Annotated in this window: 15 protein-coding genes, 1 tRNA gene and 1 rRNA gene; 13 read left to right on the top strand and 4 right to left on the bottom strand. The window is 71.8% G+C overall.

Translation table 11 applies throughout. The features are described from left to right. The 3 genes from rrf to ACZ45Z_RS24105 form a co-directional block, all read left to right on the top strand. Nucleotides 1-91 (top strand): 5S ribosomal RNA (gene rrf / locus ACZ45Z_RS24115); the annotation flags it as partial. Nucleotides 92-206: 115 nt separating this feature from the next. After that, nucleotides 207-884 (top strand): DegT/DnrJ/EryC1/StrS family aminotransferase, encoded by a 678-nt coding sequence (locus ACZ45Z_RS24110; RefSeq protein ID WP_468365935.1) that lies wholly within the window; start codon nucleotides 207-209, stop codon nucleotides 882-884. A 58-nt stretch (nucleotides 885-942) separates the two neighbouring features. Then, a tRNA-Thr gene (locus tag ACZ45Z_RS24105) sits at nucleotides 943-1,015 on the top strand. A 61-nt stretch (nucleotides 1,016-1,076) separates the two neighbouring features. Here ACZ45Z_RS24105 and ACZ45Z_RS24100 read toward each other — a convergent pair. Both ACZ45Z_RS24100 and ACZ45Z_RS24095 read right to left on the bottom strand, forming a co-directional pair. Continuing rightward, nucleotides 1,077-2,123 (bottom strand): YncE family protein, encoded by a 1,047-nt coding sequence (locus ACZ45Z_RS24100; RefSeq protein ID WP_468365932.1) that lies wholly within the window; start codon nucleotides 2,121-2,123, stop codon nucleotides 1,077-1,079. 145 nt (nucleotides 2,124-2,268) lie between these two features. Further along, the gene (locus ACZ45Z_RS24095) at nucleotides 2,269-4,929 is read right to left on the bottom strand and encodes a SpoIIE family protein phosphatase (protein WP_468365929.1); all 2,661 of its coding nucleotides are present in this window, start codon (nucleotides 4,927-4,929) and stop codon (nucleotides 2,269-2,271) included. 259 nt (nucleotides 4,930-5,188) lie between these two features. Between ACZ45Z_RS24095 and ACZ45Z_RS24090 the strand changes: the two genes are divergently transcribed. From ACZ45Z_RS24090 to ACZ45Z_RS24045, 10 genes are all read left to right on the top strand, one after another. Further along, nucleotides 5,189-10,705 (top strand): HAMP domain-containing protein, encoded by a 5,517-nt coding sequence (locus ACZ45Z_RS24090; RefSeq protein ID WP_468365927.1) that lies wholly within the window; start codon nucleotides 5,189-5,191, stop codon nucleotides 10,703-10,705. Nucleotides 10,706-10,960: 255 nt separating this feature from the next. Continuing rightward, nucleotides 10,961-11,620: a response regulator gene (locus ACZ45Z_RS24085; RefSeq protein ID WP_468365925.1), complete on the top strand. Its 660-nt coding sequence runs from the start codon at nucleotides 10,961-10,963 to the stop codon at nucleotides 11,618-11,620. A gap of 92 nt (nucleotides 11,621-11,712) precedes the next feature. After that, nucleotides 11,713-14,523 carry a DNA translocase FtsK gene (locus ACZ45Z_RS24080; RefSeq protein WP_468365922.1) on the top strand — a complete coding sequence of 937 codons (2,811 nt, stop codon included), beginning with the start codon at nucleotides 11,713-11,715 and terminating at the stop codon, nucleotides 14,521-14,523. 224 nt (nucleotides 14,524-14,747) lie between these two features. Continuing rightward, entirely contained in the window at nucleotides 14,748-15,554 is an 807-nt protein-coding gene (locus tag ACZ45Z_RS24075; RefSeq protein ID WP_468365919.1) for a helix-turn-helix domain-containing protein, read from the top strand. Nucleotides 15,555-15,659: 105 nt separating this feature from the next. After that, nucleotides 15,660-17,144 (top strand): 30S ribosomal protein S12 methylthiotransferase RimO, encoded by a 1,485-nt coding sequence (gene rimO / locus ACZ45Z_RS24070; protein ID WP_468365917.1) that lies wholly within the window; start codon nucleotides 15,660-15,662, stop codon nucleotides 17,142-17,144. After that, a complete protein-coding gene (pgsA, locus tag ACZ45Z_RS24065) occupies nucleotides 17,141-17,782 on the top strand; it encodes a CDP-diacylglycerol--glycerol-3-phosphate 3-phosphatidyltransferase (protein WP_468365914.1) in 642 nt (213 codons plus the stop codon). Before rimO ends, pgsA begins: the two co-directional genes overlap by 4 nt. Beyond that, on the top strand, nucleotides 17,779-18,315 hold the full coding sequence (locus tag ACZ45Z_RS24060; RefSeq protein WP_468365911.1) for a CinA family protein: 537 nt from the start codon (nucleotides 17,779-17,781) through the stop codon (nucleotides 18,313-18,315). The genes pgsA and ACZ45Z_RS24060 overlap by 4 nt, the downstream gene beginning before the upstream one ends. 94 nt (nucleotides 18,316-18,409) lie before the next feature. Next, nucleotides 18,410-18,793 (top strand): helix-turn-helix domain-containing protein, encoded by a 384-nt coding sequence (locus ACZ45Z_RS24055; RefSeq protein WP_468365909.1) that lies wholly within the window; start codon nucleotides 18,410-18,412, stop codon nucleotides 18,791-18,793. Between the two features lie 178 nt (nucleotides 18,794-18,971). Then, entirely contained in the window at nucleotides 18,972-19,442 is a 471-nt protein-coding gene (locus ACZ45Z_RS24050) for a Dps family protein (protein ID WP_468365906.1), read from the top strand. 215 nt (nucleotides 19,443-19,657) lie between these two features. Then, nucleotides 19,658-19,963, top strand: a complete 306-nt coding sequence (locus tag ACZ45Z_RS24045) for a hypothetical protein (RefSeq protein ID WP_468365961.1) — start codon at nucleotides 19,658-19,660, stop codon at nucleotides 19,961-19,963. A gap of 242 nt (nucleotides 19,964-20,205) precedes the next feature. Here the strand turns inward: ACZ45Z_RS24045 and ACZ45Z_RS24040 are convergent, their stop codons facing one another. Next, the gene (locus ACZ45Z_RS24040; protein WP_468365904.1) at nucleotides 20,206-21,012 is read right to left on the bottom strand and encodes an Fpg/Nei family DNA glycosylase; all 807 of its coding nucleotides are present in this window, start codon (nucleotides 21,010-21,012) and stop codon (nucleotides 20,206-20,208) included. A gap of 194 nt (nucleotides 21,013-21,206) precedes the next feature. Next, the gene (locus ACZ45Z_RS24035; RefSeq protein WP_468365901.1) at nucleotides 21,207-26,009 is read right to left on the bottom strand and encodes a DEAD/DEAH box helicase; all 4,803 of its coding nucleotides are present in this window, start codon (nucleotides 26,007-26,009) and stop codon (nucleotides 21,207-21,209) included. Between the last annotated feature and the right edge of the window lie 34 nt (nucleotides 26,010-26,043).

Genomic DNA, 26,043 nt, shown 5'->3' with positions numbered 1-26,043 from the left:
GCCCGGTTACATTTCGAACCCGGAAGCTAAGCCTTTCAGCGCCGATGGTACTGCAGGGGGGACCCTGTGGGAGAGTAGGACGCCGCCGAACAATTCTTCAGCTCCGGTCCCTGAACCTTTTGGTTCAGGGACCGGAGCTTTTTTGTTCCGTTTTTCGCGTGGTCGGTGTAACGCCGCGTTCATGTGGTGTGGCCAGGATCCGCGGTATGGGCACAGTGGGAACACTCAGGTCGGCCGGTGTGCGAGCAGGCGACGAAGTCGTCGTGCCGGCCTACGGGAATGCCGAAGTGGCCGAGGCGGTGGTGCGGTTGGGCGCGGTGCCGGTCTTCGCCGATGTGGACGCCGACAGCTACTGCCTCGACCCGGCCGCCGTCTCGGACGTGGTGACCGGCCGGACCGCCGCGGTCGTCGCCGTACACCGCTTCGGGCGGCGGGCCGATGCGGGCTGGCTCCGGGAGATAGGTCAGCGGCACGGGCTGTTGGTGCTGATGGAGGAGGAGCCGGGGGCGGAGCGGCTGGGCGTCGAGCGGCGCCGGGAGCATGCCGCGTACCTCGATGGCCGGCTCAGCGGCGTGCGGATACCGGCGCCGGCGGCCGGGCACACCTACGAGCAGTACGTGGTGCGGGTACCGGGCAACGGGCGGCCGGATCGGGACGCGTTCGCGCGGGCGCTGCGGGCCAGGGGCGTGGCCTGCCGGGTGCCCGTACAGGCGCCGGTCTACCGGATGCCGGGGCTGCGGCGCGATGTCTTCCTGCCGACCACGGAGCGGGCCGTCGACGAGACGCTGGCGCTGCCCGTGCGCGCGGAGTTGTCACGGCGGGAGGTCCACAAGATGGTCGGTGCCTGCAATGCGCTGGGTGGATTGCTGCAGCCGGCGTTCTGAGCCGGTGGGTGGTTCGAACGTGCTGCGGAGTTCAGGTATGATCTATCCCGTTGACCGCGCCCCAATAGCTCAGTCGGCAGAGCGTCTCCATGGTAAGGAGAAGGTCTACGGTTCGATTCCGTATTGGGGCTCAGCAGACAAAGGCCCCCGCTTCGGCGGGGGCCTTTGTCGTTTCCGGGAATTGGCGGTGGGTCAGTCGCGGGCGGCTTCGATATAGGCCAGTCCGTGCGCTCCGGAAATGTCGGCGCGGTCGACGTCGAGTGTGGCGAGGGGGCGCAGTTCCGTCAGATCGACGACGGTGACGGTACTGGAGATGTTGCCGGAGACATAGGCGAGGCGGCCGTCGGGCGAGGAGGTGAGGGTGAGGGGGAAACGGCCGACCTCCACCTGGCCGACCGGTTCGAGGGTGCCGGGGGCGAAGACGGTCAGGACGCCGGGGAGTTGGGGGCCGAGCGGCCCGTCCGGGGCGCTTCCCGTGCGCAGCTCGCCGGCGAGGACGGCGCCGGTGGCGGTGACATGGACGGGCATGACCTGTCCCCGGGTGGGGAGGGTGCGGACGACCTCGGCGGTGGCGGTGTCGATGACCTGGACGCAGGTGTGCGCCGGTGCCGGGTGGCTGAAGTCGGCCTTGGGAGTGGCGACGTAGAGGTGGGCGCCGTCGCGGGAGATGTCCAGGCCCTCGCTGCCGGGTACGTCGATCCGGCCGTTGAAGACCTCGCGTTCGAGGTCGACGACCGAGACGAACGGGGCTTCCTTGTTGCTGGCGTAGCCGCGCCGGCCGTCGGGGGAGAGGACGAACCAGTGCGGGCCGGGCGCCATGGTGGGGATGCGGCCGAGGCGTTCGTGGGTGCGGGTGTCAAGGATGACGACGCCGCCCGGTGCGGTGGCGGTGGCCTCGACGCTGACGTACAGGCGGGCGCGGCGGCGGTCGAGGGCCAGGCCGTGCGGGGCGTGGTCGGGGGAGAGGTCGAGGGTGGTGACGATCGTGCGGGTGTCGACGTCGATGACGGTGAGGGTGTGGGCCCGGCCCTGGTGGGCGTTGTAGAAACCGGAGCGGTAGGTGCTGGCGCAGTACAGCAGCCGGCGGTCCGGGTCGAAGCACAGTTCGTGGGGCTGCGGGGGAAGGTCGAGGACGTCGAGGCGGTGGTGGGTGGCCGCGTCGAAGAAGGTGACGGTGGGTCCGGTCTGGCTGACGACTGCCAGCATGTCGCCCGGCGGGCGCGCGGTATGGGGAGTCATGGCCCGTATGGTGCGCGGGTGTTGACGGTGACTCCAGTGCGTGGTGGGCAGGGGTGGTGTGCGCCGGACGCAAGGACGCTGGTGGTGCGGAGGAAGGGGCCGGGGCGTGTGACCCGGCCCACAGTCTCGATGCGTCCGCCGGGTGTCAGTCGGCCTGGAACTCGGGGACGCGCATGGCGAGGATGGCCATGTCGTCGGAGGCCGGTTCGGCGGCGAAGCGTTCCACGGCGCGCAGGACGCGGGCGGCGACGGCGCCGGCCGTCAGGCCCGTACAGGTGGTGAGGACGTCGGTGAGGCCGTCGTCGCCGAGCATGCGGGTGCCCTCGCGGCGCTCGGTGACGCCGTCGGTGACGCACAGCAGGACATCGCCCGGGTCGAGGGTGACGGTCTGTTCGTACAGTTCGAGGTCGTCCATGACGCCGAGGAGGGGCTGGGGTTCGGCGGCCGGTTCGACGGAGCCGTCCTGGCGCAGGCGCAGCGGCAGGGGGTGGCCGGCGCAGACGACTTTGAGGACCGCGCTGCCGTCGCTCTGCGGCCAGAGTTCGCCGTACAGGAGGGTCAGGAAGCGGCTGCGGGCGCCCTCGTCGAGGATGGCGGCATTGAGGCGTTCGAGGACGGCGGGGCCGCTGAAGCCCTCGCGGGCGAGCAGGCGCAGGGCGTGCCGGGCCAGGCCCGTGACGGCGGCGGCTTCCGGGCCCGTGCCGCAGACGTCGCCGATGGCGAAGCCGTAGGCGCCGTCGCGGATCGGGAAGAGGTCGTAGAAGTCGCCGCCGACCTCGTTGCCCTCGCCGGCCGCGCGGTAGATGACCTCGACCTCGACGCCGGGGATCTCGGGCAGCTCGGGCGGCAGCAGGCTGCGCTGGAGGGACTGGCTGATGGCCGTGCGCTCGGAGTAGAGGCGGGCGTTGTCCAGGGCGAGGGCGGCCCGGCGGGAGAGGTCCTCGGCGAGTTCGAGGATCTCCTGGCGGAAGTGTTCCTCGGTGGGCTTGCCGAGCGTGAGCATGCCGATGACGCGGTTGCGGGCGACGAGGGGCAGCACGACGGTTTCGCCGCCGACGGCGGAGGCGGTCGCCAGGGTGGCGCCGGGGCCGGTTGAGGGGCGGGCGGAGTTGCCCAGGCCCAGGCTGCGCAGGGAGGTGCGCAGGGCGGCGTCGTGGGCGGCGTCGGTGGGCGCGGTCCAGATGCGGGCGCCGGGGGTGGGGACCGGCTCGGGCGGGTCGACCTTCATCAGGAGGGTCTTGAGGCCGTCGATGCGGTCCTCGTCCTCATGGAGGACGTAGGACAGCTCGGGGTCGGAGGTCTGGTCGGCGACGGTGTAGACGGCGCACCAGGTGGCGAGGGTGGGAACGGTCATCTGGGCCATCAGGGCCAGGGTCTGGTCGCGGTCGAGGGTGCCGGCCAGGAGGTCGGATGCTTCGACGAGGAAGGACAGGGAGCCGCGGCGCAGGCGTTCGAGTTCGGTCAGGCGGGCGCGTTCGACGGCGAGGGCGATGCGGTCGGCGGCGAACTGCAGACGCAGGGCCTCTTCGTTGGTGTAGCGGCCGGGGGCTTCCGCGGCGACGCCGAGGGAGCCGGTCAGCCGGCCCTCGACCTTGAGCGGGACGGTGACGACGGAGCGCATGCCCGTGCCGCTGAGGAGGGGGACGGCGCCGGGGACCGCGGTGAGGTCTTCGTGGACGGCGGGCATCCGGGCGGAGCCGTAGCGGCCGGAGCCGGCTTCGACGGGGACGCGGGCGAACCGCTGGCGGGCGGAGGGCAGGCCCGTCGAGGCGCGGACCTCCAGCTCGGTTTCGTCGTCGGTGGCCAGCAGGAGGTAGGCGGCGTCGCCGTCGAGCATGTCGCGGGCGCGTTCGACGGTGCGCTGGAGCAGGCCGTCGAGGTCGTCGGGGGCGGGGGAGCCGATGAAGACCTCGAAGGGGTCGGACGGGCGGCCCTCGGGCTGGGAGGCGGCGTCCGGTGCGGGGGTGCGCGGGGGGCTCTGCAAGATCGCGCGTTCGTGGTCGCGGACCAGGAGGCAGACGGTGGAGGCCTCGCCGTCGGCGTCGCGGACGCGCAGGTGGGAGGCGTAGACGGGGACGACCCGGCCGTCGGCGCCCCTTATGCCGTAGGAGCCCTCCCAGCGGGAGAGCTGGAGCGCCTCGGCGATGCCGGTGCCGGTGCCGGGGGTGTGCGGCCAGGCGGCGAAGTCGGTGAGGGGTTTGCCGATGACCTGCTCGGGCTCGAAGGCGAAGAGGTCGCGGGCGTCGTCGTTCCAGAAGCTGACGCAGCCGCCGCGGTCGATCTGGATCACGGCGACGCGGACGCGGCTGTCGGTCAGCGGCAGGGAGGCGACGGGCAGGGCCGGGCCCGCGGAGCGGGTGCCGGCGGGGCGCTCGGGGAGGTCGAGCTGGAACCAGACGTGTTTTTGGGCCGGGGTGTACTCCACGCCCCAGCGGGAGGCCAGCGCGCCGCACAGGAGCAGGCCGCGACCGCCCTCGCGGTCGGGGTGGGCGATGGTCTGCCCGGCGTTCTGGAGCGGGATCTCGCGTTCGGGATAGCGGTCGGCGACGGAGATGCGGACGCCGCCGTCGGTGCGCAGGCACAGGACGTCGGCGGCCGTGCCGGCGTGCACCACGGCGTTGGTGACCAGCTCACTCGTCAGGACGACGGCGTCGTCGACGATGTCGCTGCAACCCCAGCCCTGGAGGGTGTCACGGACGAACGCACGGGCAGTGGCGACGGAGCGCCCGACCGGCTCGAAGGTGGCGGCGGCCCGCGCGGTGATCACTGGTCTCCTCATGCGTGTGTCGGTGATCTGCTCCCCCATGTCGCGGCGCCCCTCCGAATACCTGTTGTGCTCACCACCGCCCGTGCTGGTCGGCCGGGGCGGGTGGACAGCCGTATGCCAGGTTACTTACCTTCGCCGCGCCTGCGGATGCCGGTCACGTGTGTTTCCGCCCCAATCGTGCACCGGGACGGTGTGCGATGCTGCCGAACTGTTATGGCCTGGTTGGGCCATGGTGAAACACTGGGCAGGCATGAACGAAAAGCCCGGGTAGAACGGTCGACCCTGCGGGAGGGACACGGTGGAGTCTGGCGCAGCGGCGCGGGGCACGAGCACGCGCGCGAAAGGCGGACGTTCCCGGAGCAACGGGACGACCGAGGTGGATACGGCTGCCCTGAATCGGCTGATGGTCGCTCTTGTCGCGATGCGTGACGGGAACTTCCGCAAGCGGTTGACGGTTTCCGGCGACGGCGTCATGTCGGAGATCGCGGCGGTGTTCAATGAGGTGGCGGACCGCAATCTGCACCTGACGGGCGAGCTGGCCCGGGTGCGCAGGGTCGTGGGACGTGAGGGAAAGCTCACGGAACGGCTGGAGGTCGGGGCCTGCGAGGGTTCCTGGGCGGCGGCCATCGACGCCTCGAACGCCCTGGTGGACGACCTGGTACGGCCCGTCTCCGAGGTGGGGCGGGTGCTGTCGGCGGTGTCCGAGGGTGACCTGGAACAGCGGATGGACCTGCGTTCGCGCAGTTCGGACAGCTCTTCGGAGCATCCGCTGAGAGGGGAGTTCCTCAAGGTCGGCCGTACGGTCAACGGCCTGGTCGACCAGTTGTCGGCGTTCACCGACGAGGTCACGAGAGTGGCCAGCGAGGTCGGTACGGAGGGCAAGCTCGGCGGTCAGGCGCGGGTGCGCGGAATGTCCGGGTCGTGGAAAGACCTCACGGAATCCGTCAACACGATGGCGTCGCGGCTCACCGCCCAGGTGCGTGACATTGCTCTCGTCACCACGGCGGTCGCTAAGGGCGATCTGTCCCGGAAGGTGACGGTTCACGTCGCCGGCGAGATGCTGGAGCTGAAGAACACCGTCAACACGATGGTGGACCAGCTCTCCTCGTTCGCCTCCGAGGTGACCAGGGTCGCCCGCGAGGTGGGTACGGAAGGCGAGCTGGGCGGGCAGGCGCAGGTCCCCGGTGTCGCCGGGGTGTGGAAAGACCTGACGGATTCGGTCAATCTCATGGCCGGAAACCTCACGGCCCAGGTGCGCGGGATCGCTCAGGTCACGACCGCCGTCGCGAGCGGCGATCTGTCGCAGAAGGTCACCGTCAGCGCGCGCGGCGAGGTCGCGCAGCTCGCCGACACGATCAACACCATGACCGAGACGCTGCGTACCTTCGCGGACGAAGTGACGCGGGTGGCGAGCGAGGTCGGCGCCGAGGGCCAGCTCGGCGGTCAGGCGCAGGTGCCGGGCGCGGCCGGTACGTGGAAGGACCTCACCGACTCGGTGAACACCGCCTTCCGCAACCTCACCGCGCAGGTGCGCGACATCGCGCAGGTGACCACGGCGGTGGCCAACGGTGACCTGTCGCAGACCGTCACCGTGGACGTCGCCGGCGAGATGCTGGAGCTGAAGAACACCGTCAACACGATGGTGGGCCAGCTCTCCTCGTTCGGCGCCGAGGTGACCCGGGTGGCGCGGGAGATCGGCGTCGAGGGTGAGCTGGGCGGCCAGGCGGCGGTGCCGGGCGCCGCGGGGACTTGGAAGGACCTCACGGACTCCGTGAACACCGCCTTCCGCAACCTGACCGGCCAGGTGCGCAACATCGCGCAGGTGACCACGGCGGTCGCCAACGGTGACCTGTCGCAGAAGGTCACCGTCGACGTCTCCGGCGAGATGCTCCAGCTCAAGAACACCGTGAACACGATGGTCGACCAGCTCTCCTCGTTCGCGGACCAGGTCACCCGCATGGCCAGGGACGTGGGCACGGAGGGCCGGCTGGGCGGCCAGGCGCGTGTCGACGGCGTCAGCGGCACCTGGAAGGAGCTCACGGACTCCGTCAACTTCATGGCGGGGAACCTGACGTCCCAGGTGCGCCAGATCGCCCAGGTGACCACCGCGGTGGCGCGGGGTGACCTGTCGCAGAAGATCGACGTGGACGCGCGCGGCGAGATCCTGGAGCTGAAGAACACCATCAACACGATGGTCGACCAGCTCTCCGCGTTCGCCGAGCAGGTCACCCGGGTCGCCCGGGAGGTCGGTACGGACGGCCGGCTCGGCGGCCAGGCGCAGGTGCCGGGCGTGGCGGGAGTCTGGCGGGATCTGACCGATTCCGTGAACGGCATGGCCGGCAACCTCACCGCTCAGGTCCGCAACATCGCGCAGGTCGCCACGGCGGTCGCGCGCGGTGACCTGTCGCAGAAGATCGACGTCGACGCCCGGGGCGAGATCCTGGAGCTGAAGAACACCCTCAACACCATGGTCGACCAGTTGTCCTCCTTCGCGGAGCAGGTCACCCGGGTCGCCCGCGAGGTGGGCACCGAGGGCATCCTGGGCGGTCAGGCCGAGGTGCAGGGCGTCAGCGGCACGTGGAAGGACCTCACCCAGTCCGTCAACTTCATGGCGAACAACCTGACGTCCCAGGTCCGCAACATCGCCGAGGTGACCACCGCGGTGGCCCGCGGCGACCTGTCCAAGAAGATCACCGTCGACGCCAAGGGCGAGATCCTCGAACTCGTCACGACCGTCAACACGATGGTCGACCAGCTCTCCTCGTTCGCCGAGCAGGTGACGCGGGTGGCCCGCGAGGTGGGCACCGAGGGGCAGCTCGGCGGTCAGGCGCGGGTGCCGGGCGCCACCGGCATCTGGCTGGACCTGAGCGACAACGTGAACCTGATGGCCAACAACCTGACCATCCAGGTGCGCAACATCTCCCAGGTCTCGGCGGCGGTCGCCAACGGAGACCTGACGAAGAAGGTCACGGTCGAGGCGCGCGGCGAGGTCGCGCAGCTCGCCGACACGGTCAACACCATGGTCACGACCCTGTCGTCGTTCGCCGACGAGGTCACCCGGGTGGCCCGTGAGGTGGGCACCGACGGCATCCTGGGCGGCCAGGCCCGCGTCCCCGGTGTCGCCGGCACGTGGAAGGACCTGACGGAGTCGGTGAACTCCATGGCCAACAACCTCACCGGCCAGGTCCGCAACATCGCCATGGTCACCACCGCCATCGCCAAGGGCGATCTGACCAAGAAGATCGACATCGACGCGCGCGGCGAGATCCTCGCGCTGAAGACCACCATCAACACCATGGTCGACCAGCTCTCGTCCTTCGCCGAGCAGGTCACCAGAGTGGCCCGCGAGGTGGGCACGGAAGGCCAGCTCGGCGGGCAGGCGCAGGTGCGGGGCGTGGCCGGCACCTGGAAGGACCTGACCGAATCGGTGAACGAGATGGCGGGCAACCTGACCCGTCAGGTGCGTGCCATCGCCGCGGTCGCCGCGGCGGTCACCCTCGGCGACCACAACGTCCGCATCGACGTGGACGCGGCCGGCGAGATCCTGGAGCTCCAGGACAACGTCAACACCATGATCTCCACGCTCCGCGAGACCACCCTCGCCAACGAGGAGCAGGACTGGCTCAAGGGCAACCTGGCCCGGATCTCCGGTCTGATGCAGGGCCGCCGCGACCTCAAGGACGTCGCGACGCTGATCATGAGCGAGCTGTCGCCGGCGGTGTCGGCGCAGCACGGCGCGTTCTTCCTCGCCGCCCAGCCCGACAGCCAGGAGATCGGCGCGGACGGCGGCGAGTCGGGCGAGTACGAGCTGCGGCTGATGGGCTCCTACGGCTACTCCATGGGCGGGATGCCGACGACGTTCCGGCCGGGCGAGACGCTGATCGGCACGGCCGCCGAGGAGGGGCGCACCATCTTGGTGGAGAACGTCCCCTCCGGCTATCTCAAGATCGCCTCCGGGCTCGGCGAGGCGCCGCCGGCGAACGTGATCGTGCTGCCGGTGCTGTTCGAGGACAAGGTGCTCGGCGTGATCGAGCTGGCGTCCTTCCAGCCGTTCACCCAGATCCAGAAGGACTTCCTCAGCCAGATCGCCGAGATGATCGCGACCAGCGTCAACACCATCTCGGTCAACACCAAGACCGAGGTGCTGCTCAAGCAGTCGCAGGAGCTGACCGAGCAACTGCGGGAGCGCTCGGCCGAGTTGGAGAGCCGGCAGAAGGCGCTGGAGCTGTCCAACTCCGAGCTGGAGGAGAAGGCCGAGCAACTGCGCGCGCAGAACCGGGACATCGAGGTGAAGAACACCGAGATCGAGGAGGCGCGCCAGGTCCTGGAGGAGCGCGCCGAGCAGCTCGCGGTCTCCATGCGCTACAAGTCGGAGTTCTTGGCGAACATGTCGCACGAGCTGCGCACCCCGCTCAACTCGCTGCTGATCCTGGCCAAGTTGCTGGCCGACAACGCCGAGGGGAACCTCTCCCCGAAGCAGGTGGAGTTCGCCGAAACGATCCACGGCGCGGGCTCCGACCTGCTTCAGCTCATCAACGACATCCTCGACCTGTCGAAGGTCGAGGCGGGCAAGATGGACGTCAGCCCGACACGGATCGCGCTGGTCCAGCTCGTCGACTATGTCGAGGCGACGTTCCGGCCGCTGACCGCGGAGAAGGGTCTCGACTTCTCCGTACGGGTCTCCCCGGAGCTTCCCGCGACGCTGCACACCGACGAGCAGCGGCTGCTGCAGGTGCTGCGCAACCTGCTGTCGAACGCGGTGAAGTTCACCGACAGCGGCGCCGTCGAGCTGGTCATCCGACCGGCCGGCGCGGATGTGCCGGTGGCGATCCGCGAGCAGCTACTGGAGCACGGTTCGCTGCGCGACCCGGACGCCGACATGATCGCCTTCTCGGTGACCGACACCGGCATCGGGATCGCGTCCAGCAAGATGCGGGTCATCTTCGAGGCGTTCAAGCAGGCGGACGGCACGACCAGCCGCAAGTACGGCGGTACGGGCCTGGGCCTGTCCATCAGCCGGGAGATCGCCCGGCTGCTGGGCGGCGAGATCCACGCCGCCAGCGAGCCCGGCCGCGGCTCCACCTTCACGCTGTACCTGCCGCACAACCCCGGCGGGCTGCCGCCGCAGGGCTATCCGCAGCTCGTGGCCGGCGGGCTGGCCATGGACGCGGAGGCGCGCGAGACGGAGGCCGGGCGACAGGCGGCCGAGGAGGAGGCCGCACAGGGCGACGAGCAGGGGTCGGGCGGCAGCCTCAACCGGCGGCGCCGCCGCGGGATTTCGGGCGCGCCGCGCCGCTTCGCGCTGCCCGGCCGGTCCGCGCCGGCGCCGCAGCCGCAGGTCTCCCGGCAGCCGGCGCACGCCACGACGCAGCAGCAGGCGCCGGAACCGTGGATCGGCAACGGCCAGGATCTGGTCGCGCCGGGCGCGGGGGGCGGCTTCCACGGTGAGAAGGTGCTGATCGTCGACGACGACATCCGCAACGTCTTCGCGCTCACCAGCGTCCTGGAGCAGCACGGCCTGTCCGTGCTGTACGCGGAGAACGGCCGGGAGGGCATCGAGGTGCTCGAACAGCACGACGATGTGGTCCTGGTGCTGATGGACATCATGATGCCGGAGATGGACGGCTACGCGACCACGGCGGCGATCCGCCGGATGCCGCAGTTCGCCGGGCTGCCCATCATCGCGCTGACGGCGAAGGCGATGAAGGGCGACCGGGAGAAGAGCATCGACTCCGGGGCGTCGGACTATGTGACCAAGCCGGTGGATACCGATCATCTGCTGTCGGTCATGGAGCAATGGATGCGCGCGGAGTGACGGGGCGTCCACTATGGAGCCGAAAGGGGATCATCGCGTGCTGACTCAGTGTCGCCGTGGACGTGTGGAGGCGTGGGATCCGGGGAACCTTCTGGTCTCTCGCTGCGTTTGTGCTACGTGCACAGTGACATCGCGGTGACAGGGTGTGGCGACAGGCGGGGTGCGGCTACCATGACCGGCACAAGGACGGGCGGCGTGACGGAGTCGTCCCCTGGGGCGGCGTCCGGTTCCATGCCGGGGCGAGGAGGACGGGCCATGGTGCAGAAGGCCAAGATCCTCCTGGTCGATGACCGGCCGGAGAATCTGCTGGCGCTGGAGGCGATCCTCTCCGCGCTCGATCAGACACTGGTGCGGGCATCGTCCGGGGAGGAAGCGCTCAAAGCACTGCTCACGGACGACTTCGCGGTGATTCTGCTCGATGTGCAGATGCCGGGGATGGACGGTTTCGAGACCGCGGCGCACATCAAGCGGCGGGAGCGGACCCGCGACATCCCGATCATCTTCCTGACGGCCATCAACCACGGCCCGCACCACACCTTCCGCGGGTACGCCGCGGGCGCGGTGGACTACATCTCCAAGCCGTTCGACCCGTGGGTGCTGCGCGCGAAGGTGTCGGTCTTCGTCGAGCTGTACATGAAGAACTGCCAACTGCGCGAGCAGGCCTCTTTGCTGAGGCTGCAGCTCGAGGGCGGGCGGCCGAGCGCGAGCGAGGCGAAGGAGTCCGCGGGGCTGCTGGCGGAGCTGTCGGCGCGGCTGGCCGCGGTCGAGGAGCAGGCCGAGGCGCTGTCCAAGCAGTTGGACGAGTCGGCGGACGCCGCCGCGGTGGCCACCGCGGCCCATCTGGAGCGCAAACTGACCGGCCTGCGCAGGGCGCTGGACGCGCTGGAGCCGGGGTCGGGAAGCGGCTCGGGCTGACTGACGCCCGCTCATGAGGCGGGCGCGCGACACGAATGGGTGAAGCGCCGTGCGCTCGTCTCCCGCGCGCCCTCCGCTGTAATCTCCTCACCATGGCCTCACGTACGTCCGGCAAGGGAACCCAGAGCACGGCGGGCCCCTCCAAGCAGCGCGCCGGACAGTCCGGGGGCGCCGCGAAGAAGGCCGCCGCGAAGAAGCCGACGCCCGCCAGGAAGCCACCGGCGAAGAAGGCCCCCGCGAAGAAGGCCCCCGCGAGGAAAGCGGCCGTCAAGAAGGCCGCGCCCAAACCGGCGCCGTCCCCCACCGGGGGCGTCTACCGCCTGGTGCGGGCGTGCTGGCTGGGCCTGGCGCACGCCGTCGGGGCGGTGTTCCGGGGCATGGGCCGCGGCGCGAAGAACCTCGACCCGGCGCACCGCAAGGACGGCCTCGCGCTGCTGCTGCTGGGCCTCGCGCTTGTCATCGCGGCCGGCACCTGGTCCAACCTCAGCGGCCCGGTCGGCGAACTCGTCGAACTGCTGGTGACCGGCGCCTTCGGCCGGCTCGACCTGGTCGTGCCGGTCCTCGTCGGCGGTATCGCGGTACGCCTGATCCGTCACCCCGAGCGGCCCGAGGCCAACGGCCGGATCATCATCGGGCTGTCCGCGCTGGTCGTCGGCGTGCTCGGGCAGGTCGCGATGGCCTGCGGCTCGCCGGGCCGGGACGACGGCATCGCGGCGATGCAGGACGCCGGCGGCTACGTCGGCTGGGTCGCGTCCAAGCCGCTGATCTTCACCGTCGGGCAGACCCTCGCCGTGGCGCTGCTGGTGCTGCTGACCGTCTTCGGGCTGCTGGTGGTCACCGCGACACCGGTGAACGCCATCCCGCAGCGGCTGCGGGCGCTCGGCGTCAGGCTGGGCGTGGTGGAGCCGGTGCCTGTGGAGAGCGGGCCGTACGGCGAGGAGTGGGAGGACTACGGCGAGGAGTGGCGCGAGCAGCCGGCGCGCAAGCGGCGGCGCGCCGTCGAGGCGGCGGGCCCCACCGACCCCGACGCGGTGGAGGAAGAGGCGCTGGCCAAGCGCCGCCGCCGCCCGCGCCGGGCGTCCGGGCAGCCCGCCATGGACCGGCGGATGGACGCGGTGGACGTGGCCGCCGCGGCCGCCGCCGCGCTCGACGGCGCCGTACTGCACGGCGTCCAGCCCTCCCCGCTCATCGCCGGACTGAGCAGCGGAGTCTCGGGCGAGCGGCGGGAGAACGGGCCCGGGGACACGGCGGAGAGCGGCTCGGTGCCGCCGGCCCGTGGCGCGGAACCGGACCGGGCCGGAGCCGGGGCCGGAGCCGGGGCCGGATCCGGGGCGGAGGACACCCCGGCCGTCCCGGACTTCACCAAGGCGCCGCCCGAGCCGTCCACCGATCTGCCGGCGCGCGCCGAGCAGCTCCAGCTCTCCGGCGACATCACCTACGCGCTGCCGTCCCTGGAGCTGCTCGCCCGGGGCGGGCCGGGCAAGACCCGCAGCGCCGCGAACGACGCCATAGTGGCCGCGCTGACGACGGTCTTCCAGGAGTTCAAGGTCGACGCGGCGGTCACCGGCTTCACCCGCGGCCCGACGGTCACCCGTTACGAGGTCGAGCTCGGTCCGGCGGTGAAGGTCGAGAAGATCACCGCGCTGGCCAAGAACATCGCCTACGCCGTGGCCAGCCCGGACGTCCGCATCATCAGCCCCATCCCGGGCAAGTCCGCGGTCGGCATCGAGATCCCCAACACCGACCGGGAAATGGTCAACCTCGGGGACGTCCTCCGGCTGGCCGACGCCGCCGGGGACGAGCACCCGATGCTGGTGGCCCTCGGCAAGGACGTCGAGGGCGGCTACGTCATGGCCAACATGACGAAGATGCCGCACGTCCTGGTGGCCGGCGCCACCGGCTCGGGCAAGTCCTCCTGCATCAACTGCCTGATCACCTCCGTCATGGTCCGCGCCACTCCCGAGGACGTGCGGATGGTGCTGGTCGACCCCAAACGGGTGGAACTGACCGCCTACGAAGGCATCCCGCACCTCATCACCCCCATCATCACCAACCCCAAGCGGGCCGCGGAGGCTCTGCAGTGGGTGGTGCGCGAGATGGACCTGCGCTACGACGACCTCGCGGCGTACGGCTTCCGGCACATCGACGACTTCAACGCGGCGGTGCGCGGCGGCAAGGTCACCTCACCCGAGGGCAGCGAGCGGGAACTGACTCCCTATCCGTATCTGCTGGTCATCGTGGACGAGCTGGCCGACCTGATGATGGTCGCGCCGCGGGACGTGGAGGACTCCATCGTCCGGATCACGCAGCTCGCCCGCGCGGCCGGCATCCACCTGGTGCTCGCCACCCAGCGTCCGTCCGTCGACGTGGTCACCGGCCTGATCAAGGCCAATGTGCCCTCCCGGCTCGCCTTCGCCACCTCCTCGCTCGCCGACAGCCGGGTCATCCTCGACCAGCCGGGCGCGGAGAAGCTGATCGGCAAGGGCGACGGGCTGTTCCTGCCGATGGGGGCGAACAAGCCGGTCCGTATGCAGGGCGCTTTCGTGACGGAGGCCGAGGTCGCGGCCGTCGTGCAGCACTGCAAGGATCAGATGGCCCCCGTCTTCCGCGAGGACGTCACGGTCGGCACGGCGCAGAAGAAGGAGATCGATGAGGACATCGGCGATGACCTCGATCTGCTCTGCCAGGCGGCCGAGCTGGTGGTCTCCACCCAGTTCGGGTCGACGTCGATGCTCCAGCGCAAGCTGCGGGTGGGCTTCGCCAAGGCCGGACGGCTGATGGACCTGATGGAATCGCGGAACATCGTCGGACCGACCGAGGGTTCCAAAGCGCGCGATGTGTTGGTGAAACCGGAGGAATTGGACGGAGTGCTCGCCGTGATCCGGGGGGAGGCTAGTAAGTAGCACACCCGTCCGGGTGACTCGTACGGGACGGAAAGCAACCGTTTCTCCTGCCGATACGTCAAGTTGAGGGAGGTGAGGGAACGATGCTTCATCACCGGAGCCGGCGGCATCGTCCGCGGGGGTTCTGATGGCGTACAAACTCCGCTCCCCGGCTTGCCCGACCCTTTCGCTCCACCCCTAGACTGAACCTCCAGCAGGTGGTTACACGCTCGAAAGGCGCCCCCGTGTCCATCGGCAACTCCCCCGAAGACGACCGGCCTTCCGTCGGTCGCGCCCTCCAGCAGGCCCGTATCGACGCACGGCTGACCGTGGAAGAGGTCAGCGCGACCACCCGGGTGCGCATTCCCATCGTGCATGCGATCGAGGAGGACGACTTCTCGCGCTGCGGCGGCGACGTGTACGCCCGGGGACATCTCCGTTCGCTCGCCCGCGCCGTCGGCCTCGATCCGGAAGAACTGATCGAGCGGTACGACGCGGCGCACGGCGGTCGGCCCGCGCCCACCCCCGCGGCGCCGCTCTTCGAGGCCGAGCGGATCCGCTCGGAGCCCCGCCGGCCCAACTGGACCGCCGCCATGGTCGCCGCGATCGTCGCCATCGTCGGTTTCGTCGGCTTCACGCTCTTCTCCGGCGACGGCAAGAGCGGCGGCGGGCCCATCGCGTCCGGCGACAGCGCCCAGAAGCCCGCACCGACTCCCAAGCACCCCGCCTCCACCACCCGGCCCCCGCTTCCCCCCGAGCCCTCCGACAGCGCCATCGCCGGGCTGCCCAAGGACAAGGTCACGATCAAGGTGACCGCCCGCGACGGCCAGAGCTGGGTCAACGCCAAGGACGCCAACGGCAAGCTCCTGGAAGACGGCCTGCTCAAGCAGGGCGAGTCCAAGACGATCACCGACACGAAGCGGATCGACCTGGTCCTCGGCAATGCCGGCGCCGTACAGCTCTACGTCAACGGCAAGGAGGTCAAGCGGGTCGGCGACAAGGGATCGGTCGAGCGGCTCAGCTACACCCCAGGGGACCCGCAGGCGGGCTGAGGCACCGGACGCCGGCCCGCCCGCCGCCGGTCGGGGGTGGCCCCCGGGCCGGTGGCCCAGACCTGCGCGCCATGGGGACGGTCGGGACGAAGTAGGCTGAGCCTCATGCCCGAACGCCGTACCGTCGCCCTTGTCACTCTCGGCTGCGCCCGTAACGAGGTGGACTCGGAGGAGCTCGCAGGCCGCTTGGCAGCGGACGGCTGGGAGCTCGTCGAGGAAGCCGCCGATGCCGATGTCGCCGTCGTCAACACCTGTGGATTCGTCGAAGCCGCCAAGAAGGACTCCGTCGACGCCCTGCTCGAAGCCAACGATCTGAAGGACCACGGCAGGACCCAGGCCGTGGTCGCCGTCGGCTGTATGGCCGAGCGCTACGGCAAGGAACTCGCCGAGGCGCTGCCCGAGGCCGATGGCGTGCTCGGCTTCGACGACTACAGCGACATCTCCGACCGCCTGCAGACCATCCTCAACGGCGGCATCCACGCCTCCCACACCCCGCGCGACCGCCGCCGACTGTTGCCGATCAGCCCGGCCGAGCGCCAGGGCGCCGCCGAGGTCGCACTGCCCGGCCATGCCCAGGACACCCCGCCCGAGGACCTGCCCGAGGGTGTCGCGCCCGCCTCCGGACCGCGTGCCCCGCTGCGCCGCAGGCTCGGCAGCAGCCCGGTGGCCTCGGTCAAGCTCGCCTCCGGCTGCGACCGGCGCTGCTCCTTCTGCGCCATCCCGTCCTTCCGCGGCTCCTTCATCTCCCGCCGGCCCTCCGACGTGCTCGGCGAGACCCGCTGGCTGGCCGAGCAGGGCGTCAAGGAGGTCATGCTGGTCTCGGAGAACAACACCTCCTACGGCAAGGACCTCGGCGACATCCGCCTGCTGGAGACGCTGCTGCCGGAGCTGGCGGCCGTCGACGGCATCGAGCGCATCCGGGTCAGCTACCTCCAGCCCGCCGAGATGCGGCCCGGTCTGATCGACGTCCTGACCGGCACGGAGAAGGTCGCCCCCTACTTCGACCTGTCCTTCCAGCATTCCGCGCCCGGCGTCCTGCGCGCGATGCGGCGCTTCGGTGACACCGACCGCTTCCTGGAGCTGCTCGACCAGATCCGCACGAAGGCGCCCGAGGCCGGCGCGCGCTCGAACTTCATCGTCGGCTTCCCCGGCGAGAGCGAGAGCGATCTCCAGGAGCTGGAGCGCTTCATCACCGAGGCGCGGCTGGACGCCGTCGGCGTCTTCGGCTACTCCGACGAGGACGGCACCGAGGCCGCGTCCTACGAGGACAAGGTCGACCCGGACGTGGTCGCCGAGCGGCTGGCGCGGGTGTCCCGGCTGGCCGAGGAGCTGACCGCGCAGCGCGCCGAGGAACGGGTCGGCGAGAGCGTACGGGTGCTGGTCGACCGGATCGACGAGGAGGACGGCGTCGTCGGGCGGGCCGCGCACCAGGCGCCGGAGACCGACGGCGTGACGCTCCTCTCGACCTCCCTGGACCTGGCGCCCGGACGTATGGTCGAAGCGAAGGTGGCCGCGAGCGAGGGTGTGGACCTCGTGGCCGAGGTGCTGTCGGTGGATGGCACGGCGGGTACCGAGGAGGCGGGCAGATGACCGGAGTCCCGGCTTCCGCAACCGGTGGGCCGCGCCCGGCGCCGGTCGTCCGGCAGGCCGGGCTGTGGAACATCGCCAACGTCCTGACGATGATGCGGCTGCTGCTGGTGCCCGCCTTCGTGATGCTGCTCATGCACGACGACGGGACCGACCCGGCCTGGCGGGCCTTCGCCTGGGCCGCCTTCGCCGTCGCCATGATCACCGACGTCTTCGACGGCCATCTGGCGCGCGCGTACAACCTGGTCACGGACTTCGGCAAGATCGCCGACCCGATCGCGGACAAGGCGATCATGGGCGCGGCGCTGATCTGCCTGTCATTGCTGGGCGATCTGCCCTGGTGGGTGACGGGCCTGATCCTCTTCCGCGAGCTGGGCATCACCCTGATGCGGTTCTGGGTGATCAAGCACGGAGTGATTCCGGCCAGTCGTGGCGGCAAGATCAAGACATTGGCGCAGGGCACCGCGGTGGGCATGTACGTCCTGGTGCTGTCCGGACCGCTGGCGACGTTCCGCTGGTGGGTGATGGCCGTGGCGGTGGCGCTGACCGTGGCCACCGGGCTGGATTACGTACGGCAGGCCGTGGTGCTGCGCCGCGCCGGGCTGGCCGCCGCGCGAGCCGAGCGGGACGCGGCGCGGTGACCGGGCCGGGTTCTGCGGCGGCCGGGGCGCTGGAACTGCTCGCCCGGCGCGGACAGAGCCTGGCGGTGGCCGAATCGCTCACGGGCGGGCTGGTTTCCGGCGCGCTGACCGCCGTCCCCGGGGCCTCGCGGGTGGTGCGCGGGTCGGTGACGGCCTACGCCACCGAGCTCAAACGCCAGGTCCTGGGCGTGGACGGCGCGCTCCTCGCCGAGCGCGGGGCGGTGGACGCCGAGGTGGCCCGCCAGATGGCTGACGGTGTGCGGCGGATTCTGGGCGCCGACTGGGGCCTGGCCACCACCGGGGTCGCCGGCCCCGAGCCCCAGGACGGGCAGCCGGTGGGCACCGTTTTCGTGGCGGTCCAGGGACCGGAGGGCGCCGCGGTGGTGCGCAGGCTGGCGCTGGAGGGGGATCGTGACCGGATCCGCCGGGACAGCGTCGAGGCCGTGATCGTCTTGTTGTTGCGCGAATTGACAGAGAATTCGCGGGCACAGGATACGGAACAACACGGGGGGAATGGATGTTTGCAGCCCTGAGTGAACACGAACTCGCGCCCGGCACTGGTGCGGCCCGAGGCGGTACGGTGGGGCGAGAAGGATCCGGATCCGAGGTCCGAGGAGGGAGCCAGCGATGATTCTGCTTCGTCGCCTGCTGGGTGACGTGCTGCGCCGACAGCGTCAGCGCCAGGGCCGAACCCTGCGCGAGGTCTCTTCCTCCGCCCGGGTTTCGCTCGGCTATTTGTCCGAGGTCGAGAGGGGGCAGAAGGAGGCTTCCTCCGAACTGCTCTCGGCGATCTGTGACGCGTTGGATGTGCGCATGTCCGAGCTCATGCGAGAGGTGAGCGACGAACTCGCGCTCGCCGAGCTGGCACGGTCCGCGGCCGCCAGCGACCCGGTGCCGGCACCGGTGCGGCCGAAGCTCAATTCGGTGTCCGTCACGTCCCTGGCCGGTATGCCGGAGGACCGCGTGACCATCAAGTCCCCGGCAGACGTCGTGGATGTCGTCGCGGCCTGACGCCTCTTTCCTCCTTGTCCGGAGCCCCGGTCGGCAGCAGCCGGCCGGGGCTCCGTGCCGTGTGTGCGCCCCGTGGGCGCCGGGTACGCGCACGACCGGACCGCCCGATCCGCTCACAACGAATTAATCATTTGTACGATGAGCAAATCGGAACATTCGCCTGAAAAGGAGTATGTGGATGACTGGGGTCAAGAGCACACTGTCCGACGCCGACCGGAACACGGTCGGAGACGCCCTGCAAGGAGCCCTCGTCGACCTGGTGGATCTCTCCCTCGTGGCCAAGCAGGTCCACTGGAACGTCGTCGGTCCGCGCTTTCGCTCCGTCCACCTCCAGCTCGACGAGGTCGTGGACACCGCGCGGCAGTACGCGGACACCGTCGCCGAGCGGGCGTCGGCGATCGGCGTGCCGCCGGACGGACGGGCCGTGACGATCGCCAAGACGAGCGGCGTCAGCGAGGTGTCGGACGGCTGGATCAAGGACGGGGACGCGGTGCGGACGCTGGTGACGGGGCTGGCCGCGGTCATCGAGCGGATGCGGGAGCGGATCACCGCCACCGCGGAGCCGGACCCGGTCACGCAGGACATCCTCATCGGCCTGACCCGCGACCTGGAAAAGCATCACTGGATGTTCCAGGCCGAGTCCCACTGAGCGGCGGTACGGCCGGGGGCGCCCAGCGGTGCGCCCCTCACTGATAAGGCTGCCGGCGCCGCCGGGGCGTGTGAGCGCCCGGCGCGCGCCGCGCGTGCCCCGGCGCGCTCTGGCGTGGGGGTGGGGGCTTGTCTAGCGTCGGCCGGAGGAGGCAGCCAATGGTGTGGCGTGACTTCACGGTGCGTGGCGCCGGACGGGTCCCGGTCCGCGGACCGATGCCCGGGCGGCGACCGCGCCTCGTGCCCGGACGCTGGATAGCCGTGGCCCTCGTCGGAGGGCTGTGGTGGTGGGCCGTGCTCCGGCTGGCCTTCTGGCCGCACACGGCGGGGGTGGTCGAGGGGGCGGTGGCGGCGGGTGGCTGGGGGCTGAGCCTGCTGCCGGTGCACTGCGTGCCGTGGACGGGCGGGAGCGGTCGCGGCGGGGCGTACGGGGTGTACGGGGCGCTACGAGGGGGAGGGCGGGCGGTGCTCGCTCCGATATGGCGACGCGGTCCTTCGGATGGAGAATCCGGCCGGTCATGAGGGCTCCGTCATGAGGGCTCGGTCATGAAGGCTCGGTCACGAAGGTCCGGTCATGAGGGCTCGGTCATGAAGGCTCGGTCACGAAGGTCCGGTCGTGAAGGCTGGGGCGGCCGACGCGGGGCGGTGGCGGCGCGGGCGAGATCCTCGGGTACACCCACGCGGCCCAGTGGAGGCCGTCGGGTCGTGGGTTCGTCGGTGAGGAGGGGCGCGGGGCGGGGGCGGGGTGCGGGCGAGCCGGGGGATCAATCTGCGGGGTCAGGTGGGCAATCGGGCTGGCAGGCCGGGCACCAGTAGGTGACGCGTTCGTCCGAGGCCGGGCCCCGCTCCTCGCCGCGCACCGTGGTGCCGCAGCGCAGACAGGGGCGGCCCGCGCGGCCGTAGACCCACAGCCGGCGATCGGGGCGGGCGCTCGGCGTCGTGATCCGTGCCGGACGGCCGCGGTTGGCTTCGAGGAGCTTCTTGGCGAGCGCCGGGGCACGCGCGGGGTCGCGGAGCCGGCCGACGGGGAGCCAGGGGGAGGCGCCGAGCAGGAAGCACAGCTCGCATGTGTAGACGTTGCCGATGCCGGCGAGATTGCGCTGGTCGAGCAGCGCCTCGCCCAGCGGGCGCCCGGGGGTGGCGAGCAGCCGTCGCAGGGCCTCGTCCGCGTCCCAGTCGGGGCCGAGCGGATCCGGCCCCACGTGGCCGACGACCCGCTGCTCATCGGCGGTGCGCAGCAGGTCCAGGACGGGGAGGCGGTAGCCGACGGCGGTGTGCTCGGCGGTGGAGAGCACCGCCCTGATCTGGTGGGCCGGCCCGCCGCGCCAGCGTTCGGCCGGCCCGTAGATCTTCCAGGCGCCGTCCATCCGCAGGTGGGAGTGGAGCGTGAGGCCGCCCTCGACGCGGGTGAGGAGGTGCTTGCCGCGGGACACCACCTCCAGCACCGCGCGGCCGGTCAGGTCGACCGTCGCCAGTTGGGGAACGCGCAGGTCGGAGCGGGTCAGCACCTGACCGGCCAGCGCGTCGTGGAGACGCCGGGCCAGGCGCCAGACCGTGTCACCTTCGGGCATGGAACCATCATGCCGGGATCCCGGGATCCCGGGATCCCGGGATCCCGGGATGCCGGGATGCCGGGATGCCGGGATGCCGGGATGCCGTGATGCCGGGCTGTGGGGCCGCCGGGCCGCTGCGGCGCAGGGGTGACCCAGGGCCGACGCGGCGGGTGGTCCCGCCCCGTACGCCTGCGCGGCTCCCGCCCCTCGCCTCACCCCCGCAGCCGCATCCCCCGTGGCGTGGGGTGGAAGCCGGCGGATTCCAGCAGCGGGGCGTACGGGGAGGTGAGGGCCGCGGCGCCGTTGATGCGTTCGGTCGTGATGGTCCCCAGGGCGCCCGCGCGGGCCGCGTCGGTGAGTGCGGCGACGGCCTCCCGGAGACGGCTGTCGGTGGCGTGCGCCTCCGGGTCGCGGGCCAGCGGCCAGACCAGCAGCGTCTTGCCGCCCCGCTCCATGTAGAGCGCCAGTTCGCCGTCGACCAGGACCACCAGGGAGCCCGCCTTGCGGCCGGGTTTGTGGGTCGATCCTTCGGGGGGATCGGGCCAGGGCAGGGCGGCCCCGTAGGCGTTGGCCGGGTCGGCGGCGGCCAGGACGACGGTGCGCGGCGGGCCACCGCGGCCAGGCTGCCCGGGCACGCCGTCCGGCGGGGCGCCACCGGCGGTGCGTTCGCGCTGGGTGCTGACCGCGCGCAGCCGGTCGACCGCGCCGTCCATCGCGAACTGGGCGGCGCCCAGCCCCTCGACGACGTAGCCGCGGCGGGCCTGCCCGGACTCCTCGAAGACGGCCAGGACCCGGTACGCGGCGGAGAAGCCGCCCTCGACCCCTTCGGCGGCCACCGCGCCACGGGTCACGATGCCGTGCCGGTCCAGGAGGGCGCGGGCCAGGGCGTGCGCGCGGTGGGTGGCGTCCGTTTCCAGGGCGGGCAGCAGGGACCAGCGGCCGCCCACCGTCGGCGGGCCGGAGCGCGACGCGGTGGGGCGGCCCGTACGGCCCGCGGCGGCGGTCAGCGAGCCATACCTGCCACGGGGGACGGCACGCCGGGCACGGTGGGCGGTCGAGCCGGCCGTACGGCCCGAGCCGAGCAGGGCCCGCAAGGGGGCCAGGGTGTCGTTGGTCAGCCGGCCCGACCAGGCCAGATCCCACAGGACGTCGGCGAGTTGGGGATCGGTGGCCTCGGGGTGGGTGGTGGCGCGGACCTGGTCGGCGATCTGGCGGAAGAACAGGCCGTATCCGGGGGCGAGGACGGTCAGGACGGATTCGTGGAGCGCGGTGAGTTCCAGGGGCAGCGGGGGCTGGAGCAACAGGGGCGCGGTGTCGGCGAGATGGAGCGAGAGCCAGCCGTCCTTGCCGGGCAGGGCGCCGGCGCCGGCCCACACCACCTCACCGGTGGCGGTGAGTTCGTCCAGCATCGCGGGGGAGTAGTCGGCGACGCGGGACGGCAGCACCAGCTTCTCCAGCGCCGAGGCGGGCACCGGAGCGCCCTGGAGCTGCTCGACGGCGCGGACCAGACCGTCGATGCCGCGCAGGCCGTACGAACCGCCGCGCGGCGCCTGGCCCGCACCGCCGGAAGCCGGACGGGGAGCGCCGACGTGCTGCCACTGGGGCAGGAAGGCGGCGAGGGCGGCGGGCGGCACCGGCTCCAGCTCCTCGCGCAGCGCGGCCAGCGAGCGGCGCCGCAGTCGGCGCAGCACCTGTGCGTCGCACCACTCCTGGCCGATGCCGGCCGGGTGGAACTCGCCCTGGACGATGCGGCCGGCGGCGGCCAGGCGGTGCAGGGCGCCGTCGGTGACGGCCGTGCCCAGGCCGAAGCGGGCGGCCGCCTGCTCGGAGGTGAAAGGACCGTGGGTGCGGGCGAAGCGGGAGAGCAGGTCGCCGAGCGGGTCCTTGACCGGCTCCGTGAACGACTCCGGGACGCCGACGGGCAGGGCCGTGCCCAGGGCGTCGCGGAGCCGGCCGGCGTCCTCGACGGCCGCCCAGTGGTCGGCGCCGGCGATCCGCACCGTGATGGCGCGGCGGGCCGCGGCCAGCTCCCGCGGCCACGCCGGATCCGCGCCGCGCTCGGCCAGCTCCGCGCCGGTCAGCGGCCCGAGCAGCCGCAGCAGGTCGGCGACGCCCTCGGCGTCCTTGGCGCGGCGGTCCTCCGTCCGCCACTGCAACTCCCGCTCCAGCTCGGCCAGGACCTCCGCGTCGAGGAGTTCGCGTAGTTCGGCCTGGCCCAGCAGCTCGGCGAGCAGCCGGGAATCAAGGGAGAGGGCGGCGGCGCGGCGCTCGGCCAGCGGGGAGTCGCCCTCGTACAGGAACTGGGCGACGTAGCCGAACAGCAGCGACCGGGCGAACGGGGACGGCTCGGGGGTGGTGACCTCCACGAGGCGGACCCGGCGGGCCTCGATGTCGCCCATCAGCTCCGTCAGGCCCGGCACGTCGAAGACGTCCTGGAGGCATTCGCGCACAGCCTCCAGCACGATGGGGAAGGACCCGAACTCGGAGGCGACCTGGAGGAGTTGGGAGGCGCGCTGGCGCTGCTGCCACAGCGGGGTGCGCTTGCCGGGGCTGCGCCGCGGCAGCAGCAGGGCGCGGGCGGCGCATTCGCGGAAGCGGGAGGCGAACAGCGCGCTGCCGCCGACCTGGTCGGTGACGAGCTGGTCGACCTCCCCCTGGTCGAAGGCGACATCGGCGGCCCCCACCGGGGACTGCTCCGGATCGAACTCCGCGCCCCGGGCACCCGGGCCGGGGCCGGCGGCCGGGCCGAAGCCGCCGTCGCCGTCGAGCAGGTCCAGGCCCATCAGGTCGGCGTCGGGCAGGCGCAGCACGATGCCGTCGTCGGCGTGCATCACCTGGGCGTCCATGCCGTAGCGCTCGGCCAGGCGGGCGCCGAGGGCCAGCGCCCAGGGGGCGTGGACCTGCGCGCCGAAGGGGGAGTGGATGACCACCCGCCAGTCGCCGAGCTCGTCACGGAACCGCTCGACGACGATCGTGCGGTCATCGGGGACATGGCCGCACGCCTGCCGCTGCTCGGCGAGATAGCTCAGGACGTTGGCGGTCGCCCAGTCGTCCAGTCCGGCGGCGGACAGCCGGGCGCGGGCCTCCTCGGCGCCGAGCGAGCCCACTTCGCGCAGGAAGGCGCCGAGCGCCCGGCCCAGCTCCAGGGGGCGGCCCAACTGGTCGCCTTTCCAGAACGGCAGCCGGCCCGGTACCCCGGGGGCGGGCGTGACGAGCACCCGGTCGCGCGTGATGTCCTCGATGCGCCACGACGTCGTACCGAGCGTGAAGACATCGCCCACACGGGATTCGTAGACCATCTCCTCGTCCAGCTCCCCGACCCGGCGGCCGCCGCCGCCCTTGCCGGTGTCGCCGCCCGCCAGGAAGACACCGAACAGGCCGCGGTCGGGGATCGTGCCACCGGAGGTGACGGCCAGCCGCTGCGCCCCGGGACGGCCCGTGACGGTCCGGGCGACGCGGTCCCACACCAGGCGCGGCCGCAGCTCGGCGAAGGCGTCGGAGGGGTAGCGCCCGGCGAGCATGTCCAGCACGGCGGTGTACGCCGACTCCGGGAGCGCGGCGAACGGAGCGGCCCGGCGCACCACGCCCAGGAGCTCCTCGACGTCCCAGGTGTCCATCGCGGCCATCGCGACGATCTGCTGGGCGAGGACGTCCAGCGGATTGGCCGGCACCCGCAGCGCCTCGATGGCGCCCGAGCGCATCCGCTCGGTGACGACGGCTGCCTGCACCAGATCGCCGCGGTACTTGGGGAAGACGATGCCCGTGGAGACCGCGCCGACCTGGTGGCCGGCCCGCCCCACCCGCTGGAGCCCGGAAGCCACCGACGGCGGCGACTCGACCTGGACGACCAGATCGACCGCGCCCATGTCGATGCCCAGCTCCAGACTGGAGGTGGCGACCACGGCGGGCAGCCGGCCGGCCTTGAGGTCCTCCTCCACCTGGGCGCGCTGCTCCTTGGAGACCGAACCGTGGTGGGCACGGGCCAGGAGCGGCGGCGCTCCCTTGGCGGCCCCGGACTGGGCCATCAGCTCCGCGGGGGAGTGCGCCTCGGGCAAGGGCGCGGCGGAGTCGTGCGCGTCCGGCGCGGTGCCCGTGGCGCGCTCGTAGGCGATTTCGTTGAGGCGGTTGCACAGCCGCTCGGCCAGGCGGCGGGAGTTGGCGAAGACGATGGTGGAGCGGTGCGCCTGGACCAGGTCGGCGATCTTCTCCTCGACCTGTGGCCAGATGGAGGGCTTCTCCCCGGTGTCGCCCTCCTGGACGGGGGAGCCGCCCAGCTCGCCCATGTCCTCCACGGGGACGACCACCGAGAGGTCGAAACGCTTGCCGGACGGCGGCTGGACGATCTCCACCCGGCGGCGCGGCGACAGATAGCGGGCGACCTCCTCCACCGGCCGCACCGTGGCCGACAGGCCGATCCGGCGGGCCGGGCGCTGGAGCAGTTCGTCCAGCCGCTCCAGGGAGAGCGCCAGATGCGCGCCGCGCTTGGTGCCCGCGACGGCGTGCACCTCGTCCAGGATCACCGTCTCGACGCCCGCGAGCGCCTCCCTGGCCGACGACGTGAGCATCAAGAACAGCGACTCGGGGGTGGTGATGAGGATGTCCGGCGGGCGGTTGGCGAGCGACCGGCGCTCGGCGGGCGGGGTGTCGCCGGAGCGGATGCCCACCTTGATGTCCGGCTCGGGCAGCCCCAGGCGGACCGACTCCTGACGGATGCCCGTCAGCGGACTGCGCAGATTGCGCTCGACATCGACGGCGAGGGCCTTCAGCGGCGAGACGTACAGCACCCGGCAGCGCTTCTTGGGGTCGGCCGGCGGCGGCGTGGCGGCCAGCGCGTCCAGCGAGGCGAGGAACGCCGCCAGCGTCTTGCCCGAGCCCGTCGGCGCCACCACGAGGACGTCGGAGCCCTCGCCGATCGCGCGCCAGGCGCCCTCCTGCGCCGCGGTGGGCGCGCTGAACGCCCCGCCGAACCAGCCGCGGGTCGCGGGGGAGAAGGTGTCGAGCGCTGCCTTGGCCATGTTCCCCATCGTGCACCGGACCACTGACAACGCG

The organism is Streptomyces sp. NPDC031210 (genome assembly GCF_055570395.1).
This window is presented reverse-complemented; position numbering and strand designations above follow the sequence as displayed.

What these genes read in the sequence shown, in the direction of transcription:
- ACZ45Z_RS24110 (WP_468365935.1), top strand. Translation starts at nt 207, where the DNA reads ATGGGCACAGTGGGAACACTCAGGTCGGCCGGTGTGCGAGCAGGCGAC.
- ACZ45Z_RS24100 (WP_468365932.1), bottom strand. Translation starts at nt 2,123, where the DNA reads ATGACTCCCCATACCGCGCGCCCGCCGGGCGACATGCTGGCAGTCGTC.
- ACZ45Z_RS24095 (WP_468365929.1), bottom strand. Translation starts at nt 4,929, where the DNA reads ATGGGGGAGCAGATCACCGACACACGCATGAGGAGACCAGTGATCACC.
- ACZ45Z_RS24085 (WP_468365925.1), top strand. Translation starts at nt 10,961, where the DNA reads ATGGTGCAGAAGGCCAAGATCCTCCTGGTCGATGACCGGCCGGAGAAT.
- ACZ45Z_RS24080 (WP_468365922.1), top strand. Translation starts at nt 11,713, where the DNA reads ATGGCCTCACGTACGTCCGGCAAGGGAACCCAGAGCACGGCGGGCCCC.
- rimO (WP_468365917.1), top strand. Translation starts at nt 15,660, where the DNA reads ATGCCCGAACGCCGTACCGTCGCCCTTGTCACTCTCGGCTGCGCCCGT.
- pgsA (WP_468365914.1), top strand. Translation starts at nt 17,141, where the DNA reads ATGACCGGAGTCCCGGCTTCCGCAACCGGTGGGCCGCGCCCGGCGCCG.
- ACZ45Z_RS24055 (WP_468365909.1), top strand. Translation starts at nt 18,410, where the DNA reads ATGATTCTGCTTCGTCGCCTGCTGGGTGACGTGCTGCGCCGACAGCGT.
- ACZ45Z_RS24050 (WP_468365906.1), top strand. Translation starts at nt 18,972, where the DNA reads ATGACTGGGGTCAAGAGCACACTGTCCGACGCCGACCGGAACACGGTC.
- ACZ45Z_RS24045 (WP_468365961.1), top strand. Translation starts at nt 19,658, where the DNA reads ATGCCCGGGCGGCGACCGCGCCTCGTGCCCGGACGCTGGATAGCCGTG.
- ACZ45Z_RS24040 (WP_468365904.1), bottom strand. Translation starts at nt 21,012, where the DNA reads ATGCCCGAAGGTGACACGGTCTGGCGCCTGGCCCGGCGTCTCCACGAC.
- ACZ45Z_RS24035 (WP_468365901.1), bottom strand. Translation starts at nt 26,009, where the DNA reads ATGGCCAAGGCAGCGCTCGACACCTTCTCCCCCGCGACCCGCGGCTGG.